We start from the raw sequence: 13,532 nt of genomic DNA, 5'->3' as shown, positions 1-13,532 counted from the left end.
CATGCAATTGGTATTTCCGGGCTTATTCCACTGCCATGTGTTCACATATGGATGCCTGGATAAAACACCTTGCCATCAATATGCGTCCCCTCATTTTGGAGTGGTCGGCGGAAGTCTTTCCTGCAATTTCTTAGTTCTTAAGCGTTTAACTCTACACTTCTACACCTTGGGCCTAGTTTTTTTAGGATTTGGCTAGGTCTGCTTGCTATGCTCTCTTTTTACGTATCCTTTCCTCATCCCTTGTTTTTGCTAATTTACTTCTGATTTTGCTACTCAATACCCTCAAAATCCTACTATATGGTACTAAGTTTCCGAGAGCCTACATATACGAATAGTTATACTATCATGTTATAATATGTATTTTTATTTATCAATCATTACCTTTATAATTTAATATGTAGTAATTTATAACCAATTTTAAAATAGCGATACAAACAAATCAATATACATTCAGACGGCTGAATAAATTTGATTAAAGATTAAAGAGGCGAAATCCATGTTTAAAAAAGCTGCTTTAAAATTATTACTTCAACAGTGGCAAAAGGGAGGATTCTCTGTCGTCTTTTGGGATGGTGAACAAAAAGACTACGGAAATGATCCCCCGTCTTTTACAATAATTTTTAACAAAGAGCCCAAAATAGACACTTCGTCCAACGACATTATCCTCATGTTAGGCGAAGCCTATATGGACGGAACGATCGATATTGAAGGTTCAATAGATGAATTAATTCGCTGCATGTCCCTCAACACCTTTCTGCCGCCGGTAGAAGAGACGGCTGCCACCACAGAGAGCGGCGTCACTCCCCGCACAGAGCAAAAAAATATTGAGCATCACTATGACTTAGGCAATGATTTTTTTTCACTTTGGCTGGATGATACCATGAGCTATTCGTGCGGATATTTCAAGACGCCGCAAGATTCACTGAAGCAGGCGCAGCTACAAAAGATTGATCATATACTAAGAAAATTGAACCTGCGGCCGGGTGAAACGCTTCTCGACATTGGCAGCGGCTGGGGCGGACTTATTCTGCGTGCCGCCCAGCAGTACCAGGTGAACGTAACCGGTATTACGCTAAGCACAGAACAATATAATTATACAAAGCAACAAATTGAAAAACTGGGGCTGCAGGATTCAACAAGTGTTCAATTAACCAGCTATCAGGATTTCGCCCCTGCGAAAATGCATTTTGACAAAGTCGTCAGTGTAGGCATGTTTGAACATGTAGGCCAAGACAACTTAGCGAAGTATTTACACAAAGTTACGGAACTTATGGCACCGGGCGGCATGTTTCTGTTACATACAATAACGGGAATGTTTGAAACAACGACAAATTCCTGGATGGGAAAATACATTTTTCCCGGCGGCTATGTTCCTTCCTTGCGCGAAACGATCTGGCTCTCACCTAAACAGGATCTCCACTTGCTTCATGCCGAAAGCCTGCGGCTGCATTACGCCTTGACATTGGAGCGTTGGTATGAGAATTTCAAAGAAAATCTGGCTAAAATCAGGGAGAAATATGATGAACGCTTCATCCGGATGTGGAGTCTGTATTTACGCGGTTGTGCCGCCGCTTTCCGGGTATCCGGTCTTGATATCTACCAATTATTATTTACTAAAAACTTAAATAACCATATTGCCCTTACCTTTGATCATGTATACGCGGAATAAATAAATCTTGGCGAATTTCCCAATGTTCTGCAGTCCAGCCTAGTTATGGCTTTTGTTTTTACAATAGAAAACCCTCATGTCTAAGAAATTACTTAGCATGAGGGTTTCTCCGTTTTTTATATTCATTTATTCATGAGTAATATTTACCCACCGGCTCCCCGCTTTAAATTGAGACGACACGTACAAACGTGCTTTTTCCACTTTCTAAGCTTAGCACGAAAACTCTTAAACGGTGCTACCGAATTGATATGCACCCATTTCCACAACGGCCAATTTGCATCTGTTACTGTCCACTTACGTACATTCGGTGTAAAGAGTTCCTCATCACTCAATTGCTCAATCCAGTTACACCACTCTCCCATAGCGCCTCTAAACAGAGTTCGTAATTCTGTTAACGAGTATCCGCGGTATTCTGCGTAAAACTGTTGGTAAAGCGCTCCCAACTGATTCCACTTGTAGTCAGGAGAAGGAGTAACGACTTTTCTGCCGGCCAATTCATCCTTTTCCCATCCCCTAACAAGCTTTAACTAACCAAGCTGATAGGCAAGCATCTCCTGTGGGGTTTTATCCACTTCTTCGAGACGGACATGTATTTTATTATCAGGAACCGCATCAAACTCTTTGTCAAATAGGTGGTATGTCTTTTGAATGGCAGCAAGCAGCGCTTCCTTACTCTCGTATTCTTGCAATTTTAGCACCTCATTTCATTCTACGTCAGCCGCAAAAGTATACCGCTTCTCTCTGTCCGCCCGCAAAACCGCATACTGCTTTACATTCTTATATCGTCCTTTGGCAAACGACTTTTCCCGGGCAATCCCTGCAAAGCTCATTTTTACATCACCCCTGCTATTTTCATTTAGTAAAGCGCGGCAACATTTGCATACAGGAAATTAAAAACCACTGACAATTCATAGCAAGGCGCAAATTTCCCGGGAAATTGTCAGCTATTTCCATATATTTTGCCATAAAGTTCGGAAACCATGTGACAATGAAGTACTGGGTAACATCAGATAACTCATAGCGACACCATCCGGCACTAAGATGTCCTATATCTGCTGTAGGCAAAACTAATTGAACCTAAATAATGATCAGTAGTACATTAGCAAAGCCTCGATATTCTGACTCATATCGAGGCTTTTATTTTAATAAACCAGCTGGTTACTTGGGATTATACTCAGTAGCATTTGCACTTTTACGTGGAAAATACGTTAGTGTATTTTTGTACATTCCCGCTGATAAATCTCCGCTGAACCCAGCTACATAATGTTCAGCTAAAATCTTGTCCTCATCCTGAGAAGGATTGCGTTTTCCTTTGACCCATTTCTGATAATAAATTTCTAGAGCCTGCTTACTATCAAAGAAATCTACTGATGTTTTACTCCCTTTTTCCTTCACCAGTTTATCGATAATTGCTTGTAAATCTTCTTGGGCGTTATCCGTGTTGTAATCATCAGGTTGAACTAATACATAAAGATTAGTTCCCTTATCAAACCGCTTAGTCGTTACAGTATAGATGATTTCAAACGGCTTTAATTGTTGCTGGTTCTCCTGAACGGCTGCCGCCTGCTGAGAATTTTGAGCCGGCTTATTTTCGGGTGGCTTTGTGTTTTCTCCACAACCACTTATTAAAAAACATAATAGTAAAGATAAAAGAATTGCTGCTCGCATAATCGTTCTCCTTCCCCTTAAATTAATGTAATTATAGTAATAAATTTCTTGGCTTTTTGTAAACTTGTCGAACTATCTCCATAAGAAAGCTGGTTTCGCTAGTTCCATATTCCAATTTATACCAAGTTAGTATGCCACACTTATTTATTCCAGATTGGAAAATTATATCCTCTTAATTCCCTGTAAAAGTTGCATTCCGGATATAAAAATTACCTCATTTAATGGGGTATTGCTGCTAACTATCCTCCTTTTGCGTTTAAAAGTCTTCCTGAATACCTTGGCCATGACCATGCAAAGACGAACAGTCCTTACAGAAATATTTGTCTGTAAGGACTGTTCGTATAGCGTGCCTATAAAGGTTAGGCACACTGTTTATTCATCAAATCAGCGATAGCTGAACAAAGCAAATGAATTTTTCCCGATATTTTCCATCAATTTCTCAACCAAAAACGCCTTGCCATGTGCCGGGAAAATACGTCGTGCGTTATAATCAATTCGAAATAGGTGTGTTTGCTATACCCTTTTTTAGAGAAAGTGTTTCGAAATTTTTTTAATATTATCTTGACATATCATCAGATGTCTTTCCGAAGCGTATAGATACTATACTCTTTGTGTAAAAAAATATTATTTATCAGCTTCCTGTTTAAAACGTTCCAGTTTTGTTTCCAGGGTAGCCAAAACACCTTTTAGATACTTAATATTTTCCTCAGAGTCATTCCTAATGATTTCATTTACCATATCGTCAATCTGTTTATGAAATTTGATATGACTGTTATAGGCCGTTTCACCCTTGGGCGTTAATTTTAGCACCAGTTTTGACTGATTATTAATATCCTTTTCTTTACTAATTAAACCCTTCTTCTCCAGTTTGATTATAATTTGCGAGACAGCTCCCTTAGTTACTTTGAGAATATTGGCCAAACCGGTTACGTGAATCCCTTCGTTTTGCTTGATCTTATTAATCATATGCATTTCCGAGGGATACAATGGCACATCGGTTCCGTAATAACGAGTTTTTTGATCAATTTCAAAAAACTTATATACTACTTTTAAAAGTGAATAACTAATTTTTAATGCCTGTAAATCATGTGTATTCATCATAGCAAAAGTATATAGCACCTATACTCTTCTGTCAATATTTATTTACTAATGCTTCTTCTCCCCACGCTATTCATTTATCCCACTCTGTATTCCACTGCAGCCGATGATATGCGTTAGGTCGCCAAAGTGGAGGCAAAACAATTCATTCCGCCCTTGCACATTCATGCGGCGGTAACTGTTGAAATTCTTCGGGTTGATATACGACGGCTGTATCAACGTAACAGTACATGTTGTTATAAATTTAAAAATAATACTTGCATTTATAGTTTACCTGGTATACATTATATTTGTAAAGAACAAATGCTAGATTTTAGCAATGAAAAGGGAAGTCGTAAAATGAACAGCCAAAGTGAAAGTATTATTGAAATCATGACGCGCATTATTAATAAAGCATCATCGCTTATGACTGAACCGCGTCTTTTCGGAACCGAAGATGTTCTATATGCCTCTGAAATCCATATGCTGGATGTCATCGGCAGGAATCCCGGAATTAATGTGACTGAAATCGCAGACAGGCTGGGCATTACCAAAGGAGCCGTTCCGAAAATTATCCGTAAACTCATGGCTAAAGACCTGGTTTGCCGCTATCAAACAAACGGCAATAAAAAAATCGTCCTGTTTAAACTCACCGCTAAAGGGTGTATTGCTTTTCAACGTCATATAGAATGGCATCAAGAATTCGACAGCGGCATTATCCAAAAACTTGACTTTCTGGATAAATCCCAACTTCTTTTTCTAAACAGCATTATGACTGATATTGAACAATATATCGATAAAATAAAAAAAGGGTAATTAATCTTGTCAACATGTTTACCTAGTAAACCATATGTAATATTCTAACTTTCTTTGCTATTTTTAAAAATATATAATACCTTCACCATTCACTATCGTACCATTTATCTTTCTCTTAATGTTTACCTGGTAAACTTTATACATCATACTAAGCAGAACATTCGTCTCGCCCAGTCTTTGTCTATGGATGTTGGTCTTTGAACCGACTGAACAGACAGAGACTTGCAATAAATAAGGAGGAGTGATCATCATGTCGGACAGATACCAGCTCAATAAACATAAAATTACAATTGCCGCAGGAATTTTCTTTCTGCTTGCCGGCCTTGCCGGCGGTGGCTGGTGGTGGTATCAATCCACAAAACTGGTAAGTACCGATGATGCCAGAGTCAGTGGAACCATCGTCAGTATCGGTCCCAAAATTTCCGGACGCATCGCCGAAGTGCTTGTGAAAGAAGGCGATACGGTTCAAACCGGCCAAATACTGGCCAGAATTGATGTTCGGGATGCTGCTGTACAAAAAAAACAGGCGGAAGCGGCCCTGGCCACTGCCAAAGCGAAATATGACGCCATAGCAGCCGGTTCCCGTCCGCAGGAAATCGGTCAGGCACGAGCCGGGGCTGAGCAGGCACAGGCCGCCGCCGACCAGGCTTTGGCCAATTTACGGAATGCTGAAAAAACCTATCAGCGGATGAGTAAGCTGTACGAGGACGGTGCCATCAGCACCACGCAAAGGGATAATGCGGAGACTGCTTACTTAATGGCCAAGGAAAGCTGGAAAGCCGCCTGCAAATCTACCAACAGTGCCGGTCAAAAATTGGATTTGGTTGAGGCCGGTTCCCGTGAAGAAGAGATCCGCGCTGCCGCCGCTCAGGTACAGCAGGCCGAGGCCGCCCTGGAAGCAGCCAGTTTAAATAACGAATATACCGATATTTTATCGCCTGTCGATGGGATTATCGCTTTAAAAGATGTTAATTCCGGGGAAGTGGTTACGGTCGGGCAGACATTATTTTCAGTTGTCGACAGCAAAGACCTGTGGCTGAATGCCCGGATCGAAGAAACCAAAATCGGCAAAATCAAACTGAATCAAACGGTAGACTATACAATCGACGGGTATCCAGGCCGTACCTTTACCGGCGAAGTCTATGAAATCGGCATTGCCACCAATTCGACTTTTGCCCTGGTCCCTACCGAAAATACCTCCGGTAATTTTACCAAAGTGACCCAGCGTATTCCGATAAAGATCACCCTGCCGGAAAACAGCGGTATTGTCTTTCGCCCCGGTATGCAGGCCTTGATTGATATTCATCTGCAATAACCGGACAGAGGAGGAACTATCTGATGATCATACCGCGACTGACTATCAAAAAAGAAATCTACAAGTGGGTGGCTCTCGGTGTTACCTTGATCGGCGGTTTTATGAGCACCCTGGATACCAGCATTATTAATGTTGCCGTACCTAAAATGATGGCGGCTTTTGCAGTCGGCACCGAAGACGCGCAGTGGATTTTGACCGCTTACATGCTGACAATGGGTGTTCTTCAGCCGACCAGCGGCTACTTATGCAATTCGTTTGGCACCCGCCGGATGTACTTACTGAGCTTATTTGTTTTCACTGTGGGGTCTCTGCTCTGCAGTCTGGCCTGGAACAATAACAGTATGATAGTGTTTCGGGTAATTCAGGCCCTTGGCGGCGGCTTAATTCTTCCCATCAGCATGTCCATTGTCCTGCAGGAGTTTGCTCCTGCGGAACGGAATCTGGCCATGGGAATATGGGGGATTTGCGTGGCCGTTGCCCCGGCAATCGGCCCGACGCTGGGGGGATACCTGATTGACGAATGGAGCTGGCACTATATCTTTACGCTCAACGTTCCCATCGGCCTGCTTGGATATTTGCTGGCCCATTTAACCCTCAAAGAAAGCCCGATCCGGCCTGATGTCAAATTTGATTTTGCAGGTTTTAGTTTCTGTGCAGCCGGGCTGTTTTGCCTGCTGCTGGCATTAAGCAAAGGCGTAGATAAAGGCTGGGATTCATTCTACATCATCAGTCTTTTATATATGGCTTTGGCCTCCTTAACGCTCTTTGTGCTGATCGAACTGAACCGGAATGATCCCCTGCTGGACTTATCCCTGTTTCGCGACTGGAATTTTACCCTGGGCAATTTATTTAGTTTTATTAATTACACGATTTTATTAGGCAGTTTATTTTTAATTCCCCTCTTTTTTCAAAACATCCTGGGCTATACCGCCTACGAGACAGGCCTGCTGTTATTGCCTGCCGGTCTCGTAAGCGGAGCACTCATGCCGGTGGCTGCCAAGATTGCTGATAAAATCGGGACAAAACCGGTTGTCATGATCGCTTCCATATTTGCTCTGGGCGGAACATTCCCCCTGATGTTTCTTGACCTTGACACCAGTCCCGGCTACGTCCTTTCTATCCAGATCTTTCGCGGCGTCTTTGTCGGCTCCTCGATTATTACGGTTACCGTTCTCAGCATGAGCCGGGTTCCCCGGGAAAAAATCAGTCAGGCTTCGGCAATTAATAATACCGTACGCCAGGTCAGCGGCTCGTTTGGCCTGGCCGTATTGTCGACAGTTCTGCAAAACCGCCAAATTTATCACCTGGATCATATTGCCTCTCATATCAATATCGCCTCAAAATCAACCCAGGATCTCATAACCTACGGAAAGCACTTATTTATGCAGCAGGGCTGTACGGAAGTTTTAGCCCACCAGCAAACATTAATGCTGATTAACGGGTTCGTCCAAAAACAAACCACGATTTTTTCTTTTGATGACGCTTTCTGGGTCTTAGGCATCTTTGCCGTATTGTGTTTATTGCTATCTTGCCTGTTAAAACCGGCACCGGTGGCTAAAAAACAAATTCTTAAACACGTAAAAAATGTGTCAGACACTTAGGAAATTATACCGAACCAGCCAATACTGTCCTCAGCGGGTAATTATGCAAAATCTCCAATCAGCAGATGTATACAATAGTCCAGCTGACGATTGGCGGAAAATAAGTAAAGCTGCACAGCCAAGGTGCAGCTTTATCATTAATTATCTGATGAACTTGAGCCAATTGCAATACCAATCAAAAGGGCCGCTATTGTACGCAGTTCCCGGTCATGCCGGTCTCTTTCCCGCGCTTGCCGCTCACGCCATGCCCGTTCGCTCTCGTGATGTCTGCGTCTCATTTCTCTTTCATGCCGCTCGCGCTCCCAGCGCATCCGCCTATCATGCTCCCGCCGGCGTTCCTCACGATCATGATACCGGTCATGCCGGTCAAGCTGTACTACTTGCTGCCCACCGGCATTGAATGGCGATGCTTCTGCCACAACTGCAAATAAGCCGGATTGCATGATACCTATCATTGAATATATAATTGTCTTCTTTACCAAGCCGCGCATAGTCATTCCTCCTATATTTACTAACTCAAGTATAAAATGGATATATGACAAAACTATGACAGAATCTAAAAAGGCTACTCAAATTTATTGAAGACAACCGGAATATTTTCCCCAGAATGCCTATATATGTTCCCGCTCAATATACGGAAAAACTCGCCAGTATTCTGGGTTTGTCCTCAAAGGAAGTGCAAGTTCTGGAAGAACATCCCTATAAAGGAAATGTTGATCCTATTCTCTATCGCCTGCATGAAGTTTTTGATACATATGGTCCGGCAATTAAAGCAATCATCCATGAGAAATTTGGCGATGGCAACGGCATTATGAGTGCCATTGATTTCTCTGTTGACGTCGACCGAGTCGAAGATCCTAAAGGTGACCGCGTTGTCATAACATTTAACGGCAAATTCCTGCCTTATAGCTGTAAAGGCAAGTATCCCTGGTAAAAGAGGTCGACGCGCTGAATTACTGTTCCATTTTCGACTTTATACAACGCTTGATCAGCCCTTTCAAAAAAATCAGCAAGACAGTATGCCCCCCGGCTTGTACCGGGGGGCATACTGTCTTCATTGCCGGGTTCATTGTAACCAACAGGCAGAAGCTATCTTTAGCGGTGAATGCATATTAGCTCCGGCAGTCCATGTAATAGACACCGCTTAGTACCATAGCCGACCCTAATAATCAAAAAGGATGGCGGAATTTTATTCCGCTCAGACTGTAGACAAAGTCAAACTTTATGTTATGGCATTGAATATTAAAGTATAAATATTCAGTGCCATATTTTAAATGATTATTTGTTATAATTAACTCATATTAGTAAAAATGGAATTTGATAGCGAGGTGGAAGCATGAAGATTTTCTAAATATGCAAGGATAGAAAGCCTTGCTAATAAACAACAAAATGTAATTTAGGAGGGCTAAACAGTGAGCTATTTTAATTTTAATAACAAAAGAGTATATTATACTGAATTTGGTACTGGGACACCATTGCTACTACTTCATGGGAATACTGCTTCCTCAAATATGTTTGCTGAAATTGCAGAAAGGTACGGGAAGGATTTCAAAGTAATCTTGATTGATTTTTTAGGGCATGGAAAATCAGACAGGCTTAATGAATTTCCTGCCGACTTATGGTTTAATGAAGCTGAACAGGTAATCGCTTTTTTAAGAGAAAAGCAATATACAAAGGTAAATATTATCGGCAGTAGCGGTGGTGCTTTAGTTGCTATGAATGTTGCGTTGGAAGTACCTGAACTTATCAATAAAGTGATTGCTGATAGTTTTGAGGGAGAAAAACCAATAAAAGTATTTACAGAGAATGTTGAGGCAGATAGAGAAAACTCTAAGCATAATGAAAATGCAAGAATGTTTTATTCCTATATGCATGGTTCTGATTGGGAAAAAGTTGTCGATAATGATACAAGAGCCGTTATCAGACACCAAAAGGAAATCGGTAGATTTTTCCATAAAGACCTACAATCTTTTAAACCAGCTATTCTTTTGACAGGAAGTTTACAAGACGAATTTGTATGTACCCTAGCCCCCAATTATTTTGAAAAAGCCTATGGAGAACTGATTTCAAAAATTGGACATGGTAAAATTCATTTATTTGATACTGGCGGACACCCTGCCATGCTTACAAATCAAAATAGTTTTTATCAGTTGAGTATGAAGTTTTTGAACAGTAAATTCACCCTATAGGTTGAGAAAAGCACAGCGTTTGCCGTGCTTTTCTTGCATATATATTCAATTTGTATAATGGATTACTAGAAAATTTGTTTGTCTACATTCTGGGCGGAATTTTATTCCGCTTTTTACTTGTCAATAAAAACAAATTTCGATATAATGAAACATATGATTTAATTGAGAATCGTTCTCAATATTTAATTACTATACATATGATCCACTTCTAAAAGCATGGTCCTGTGAGGCTGCCAACAAACCAGAACACAACAGAATCGGGTGATGCCAACTGAAAGAAGCCTATTCCGCATCGTATAAAATTATTAATCCGCAAAATGATGCCTGCGTCATATGCCAGGAAATGACCCGAACCGTCAATCACAATTCCGGCCAGATTATCTACCATCTTCCGAAAACATACGGGACAGGCTATTTGAAAAAGAACTCCGTCGACCGGTTTACCACTATTGTAACCTACGATTTTTCATTTCATAAAAGCATCACCATGCATGCGGTGACTGACAAAGAAAGCATAAAGTTCAAGTTTCATCTGGGAGAATTCCCGTTTCAGTGGGGCATAGGCACCAAAGAGGCCCGGTTCGTCATAGCGGAAAACGAAAGCTGTATTTTCCCGTTAGGAAACATGCACTACATCGGACGATATGAAGCCGGCCAACGATACCGGGGAATTGATGTTATCCTGCAACCGGAACGGTATGGTCCGGTTGTTGAATGTTTTCGTGCAAACAGCATGATCCGGAATTTGCTGACAGGCCAGCTTGTTTGCAAAAAATACAAAATGACAGCTCGCGTTAAAGAACTTCTTTGCCACATTATAAACTGCCCCTTTGTTGGAGCGGCCGCAGACTTATATATTGAAGGCAAAACACTGGAATTAATTTCGTTGTATTTTAACGAAATAGTTTTGAAAAACGATAAAAAAGATGCAAAAATCCGGCTTTCACAGAAAGATATCCGGGGGTTGCAGCGAGTCAAAAAAATGCTGGATGAATGTTTCGAGGAGCCCCCGACAATTGCCGAATTGTCGAAATTAGTCTACATTAACGAGTATAAACTAAAAGCAGGGTTCAGAGAATTGTACGGTACACCGATCTATCGTTACGTAATCGACCGGCGTATGGAAGAAGCGAAGAAACTTTTCGAAGAAAGGCCAATGAAAGTAAAAGAAGTGGCCAGCCTGGTAGGCTATACAAATATCAGTCATTTCATCGAAATGTTCCGGAAAAAATTTGGCGTAAGCCCCAGCAAACTTTGTTAAAAACCGTTGAGAAAATACTTGTTTCTCTCATTGGTTCTTTTTTTTTTTACAAAAATTCCTTATCGGGTTATAGAACTCCCTTTTGGGGTAGAGAAAGATTTTTTTATGTCCTAAAATTACTCATAAGATGATAAAGATTATCATTATCATTTATAACATTACAGTACGGAACCGCATAACTGTTGGTAAAAAGACGGCAAAACAGCAAGCTGTTCCGATAAAATGGGAGGAATTGAGAATGAAAAAACTTTTAGCAGGCGCCCTGGTAAGTTCCTTGCTGGCAAGTGTCGGCAGTACGGTATGGGCGGCAACCAACCCGTTTATTGATGTGCCACGCAGCAGTTGGGCATATGAGGCTGTATCAAAACTGGCAACCGACGGTATAATTAGCGGCTATGGCGACGGTACGTTTCGCGGTGACCGTGCTCTCACCCGCTATGAAATGGCCCAGATTGTAGCCAAAGCGATGGTAAACCAGGATCGTCTTTCCGCTGCAGACCATGCCCTGGTAGACAAATTAGCGGCTGAATTTGCCAATGAACTAAATCATTTAGGAGTTCGTGTCGATAGTCTGGCAGAAAAAATTGATAACGTAAAATGGGGCGGAGAACTGTATTACCGCTATACCAAAGTGCATAGCGACGGCGCGGAAGCAACAGAGCATATTGATGATACCAAGGCGAATACCGCCCTGTTCCGTTTGGAACCGGTGGTCACTATCAATAACCACTGGGATGCCAAAGCCCGTATTGATTACGAAGTGGATTTAAAAACTGACAGCAATGACAGCGACCCTGATGTCGACCGTATTTATGTAGAAGGCAACTATGGCGACGGAGCTCTTAATGTCAAGCTGGGCAAGCTGCCTGTCTTTAGTTCTCAGGGAGTCATTATGGACGAGCGGGTAAGCGGCGCGGAAATAAACTTTGGCAGCAAAGTGTTTAAAACCACACTGACAGCCGGACGCTTCAGTCCCGATGCAGACAGTATGGTGGATCAATATGACATTGATGCCAACGGACACATTCACTATGCGGAAGCCTATCCGAACCTTTACAGTCCGCTGGAGCAGGTTGAAACCGGCGACTATACCGCCGTTCAGTTTGATTATACGCCGAATGACAAATGGGGATTTTCCGCCGGCTACTCGATTTTTAAAGATGCCGCCTTAAAAAACGGACGGGTAGCCGTTGCCGGTCATGATGGGGCATATGGCGCAAATAAATATGCTATTGCCAGCGTTGGCGCTTCTTATAATTTTGGTGATGCCAATTTATCCGGCCTTTATGCCAAAAATTCCGAGGGTATCAGCAGCAATAATCTGGGAGATCAGAGTAAAGCATATAATATTCAGTTAAGTTACAAAGGAGCCGACCCGGCGGTCAAAAACAGCTGGGGAGCTTATGCCGCCTATCGCTATCTAGGAAACACGGCGGTGCTGGCGCCTACCTTTGATGGCGCCAGTGCCGGCCAGAAAGGGTACGAAGTTGGTGCAACGTACACTTTCGGCAGAAATATTTTAGGGACTCTCCTGTATTTTAACGGAAAAAATATCAGCCTTGACAAAGATACCAATAAAGTTTTCGGACAAGTTGAGTTTTTCTTCTAATATGAACCATCTATCCTCATCAGCTTCCAGACACGACGCACCCTAAACGGTAAACAGTAATTTTAATCACCGGACTGATCCGAATTCGGTCGCGCCGAATGATTTTTCAATGTCAGGAAACAGGTCCATATAAAAGTACCCAGCATAATAGCAATGCTGGGTACTTTTATATGGGTAGGGTTATTGTAAAGAAAAATCTATATTCAATAGAGGGCTAATTGCCTTCTATCAATTGTCTATATTGGTAATTATAGAACCTTATTTTTAGAATTTCTTTAGAAATGGGTTGAAAATGGAAAATGCACTCAGACAGGTCCTGTTACCTGT

General features: G+C 41.9%; 12 protein-coding genes and 1 pseudogene. 8 read left to right on the top strand and 5 right to left on the bottom strand.

The window, feature by feature from the left end; translation table 11 throughout:
- The first annotated feature begins 496 nt into the window (after positions 1–496).
- Positions 497–1,669, top strand: a complete 1,173-nt coding sequence (locus tag BLR65_RS06200) for a class I SAM-dependent methyltransferase (protein WP_093793321.1) — start codon at positions 497–499, stop codon at positions 1,667–1,669.
- 143 nt (positions 1,670–1,812) lie between these two features.
- Here BLR65_RS06200 and BLR65_RS06195 read toward each other — a convergent pair.
- From BLR65_RS06195 to BLR65_RS06185, 4 genes and pseudogenes are all read right to left on the bottom strand, one after another.
- Positions 1,813–2,358: pseudogene (locus BLR65_RS06195) on the bottom strand (ClbS/DfsB family four-helix bundle protein).
- 15 nt (positions 2,359–2,373) lie between these two features.
- Positions 2,374–2,499, bottom strand: a complete 126-nt coding sequence (locus BLR65_RS31340; RefSeq protein WP_281241494.1) for a hypothetical protein — start codon at positions 2,497–2,499, stop codon at positions 2,374–2,376.
- A 328-nt stretch (positions 2,500–2,827) separates the two neighbouring features.
- Complete coding sequence (locus BLR65_RS06190) at positions 2,828–3,337, bottom strand: hypothetical protein (protein ID WP_093793320.1); 510 nt, start codon at positions 3,335–3,337, stop codon at positions 2,828–2,830.
- 624 nt (positions 3,338–3,961) lie between these two features.
- On the bottom strand, positions 3,962–4,438 hold the full coding sequence (locus BLR65_RS06185) for a MarR family winged helix-turn-helix transcriptional regulator (RefSeq protein WP_093793330.1): 477 nt from the start codon (positions 4,436–4,438) through the stop codon (positions 3,962–3,964).
- A 126-nt stretch (positions 4,439–4,564) separates the two neighbouring features.
- Here BLR65_RS06185 and BLR65_RS06180 point away from each other — a divergent pair, with 126 nt between their 5' ends.
- The 3 genes from BLR65_RS06180 (at position 4,565) to BLR65_RS06165 (ending at position 8,146) form a co-directional block, all read left to right on the top strand.
- Positions 4,565–5,230 (top strand): MarR family transcriptional regulator, encoded by a 666-nt coding sequence (locus BLR65_RS06180; protein WP_245692497.1) that lies wholly within the window; start codon positions 4,565–4,567, stop codon positions 5,228–5,230.
- Positions 5,231–5,480: 250 nt separating this feature from the next.
- Positions 5,481–6,545: an HlyD family secretion protein gene (locus tag BLR65_RS06170; protein ID WP_093793318.1), complete on the top strand. Its 1,065-nt coding sequence runs from the start codon at positions 5,481–5,483 to the stop codon at positions 6,543–6,545.
- A 23-nt stretch (positions 6,546–6,568) separates the two neighbouring features.
- Positions 6,569–8,146 (top strand): DHA2 family efflux MFS transporter permease subunit, encoded by a 1,578-nt coding sequence (locus BLR65_RS06165; RefSeq protein WP_093793317.1) that lies wholly within the window; start codon positions 6,569–6,571, stop codon positions 8,144–8,146.
- Between the two features lie 137 nt (positions 8,147–8,283).
- Here BLR65_RS06165 and BLR65_RS06160 read toward each other — a convergent pair whose 3' ends face one another.
- Entirely contained in the window at positions 8,284–8,637 is a 354-nt protein-coding gene (locus tag BLR65_RS06160; protein ID WP_093793316.1) for a hypothetical protein, read from the bottom strand.
- 116 nt (positions 8,638–8,753) lie between these two features.
- Here BLR65_RS06160 and BLR65_RS06155 point away from each other — a divergent pair, with 116 nt between their 5' ends.
- The 4 genes from BLR65_RS06155 (at position 8,754) to BLR65_RS06140 (ending at position 13,205) form a co-directional block, all read left to right on the top strand.
- A complete protein-coding gene (locus BLR65_RS06155; RefSeq protein WP_093793315.1) occupies positions 8,754–9,080 on the top strand; it encodes a cyanase in 327 nt (108 codons plus the stop codon).
- Positions 9,081–9,558: 478 nt separating this feature from the next.
- Positions 9,559–10,335, top strand: a complete 777-nt coding sequence (locus BLR65_RS06150) for an alpha/beta hydrolase (protein WP_093793314.1) — start codon at positions 9,559–9,561, stop codon at positions 10,333–10,335.
- Between the two features lie 343 nt (positions 10,336–10,678).
- On the top strand, positions 10,679–11,596 hold the full coding sequence (locus BLR65_RS06145; RefSeq protein ID WP_093793313.1) for a helix-turn-helix transcriptional regulator: 918 nt from the start codon (positions 10,679–10,681) through the stop codon (positions 11,594–11,596).
- 238 nt (positions 11,597–11,834) lie between these two features.
- Positions 11,835–13,205: a porin gene (locus BLR65_RS06140; RefSeq protein ID WP_093793312.1), complete on the top strand. Its 1,371-nt coding sequence runs from the start codon at positions 11,835–11,837 to the stop codon at positions 13,203–13,205.
- Positions 13,206–13,532 lie beyond the last annotated feature (327 nt).

The organism is Sporomusa acidovorans (assembly GCF_900101845.1).
GTDB classification, from domain to species: Bacteria; Bacillota; Negativicutes; order Sporomusales; family Sporomusaceae; genus Sporomusa; species Sporomusa acidovorans.
Note: the sequence above shows the minus strand (reverse complement) of the source record. Positions and strands in the feature narration are given on the sequence as shown.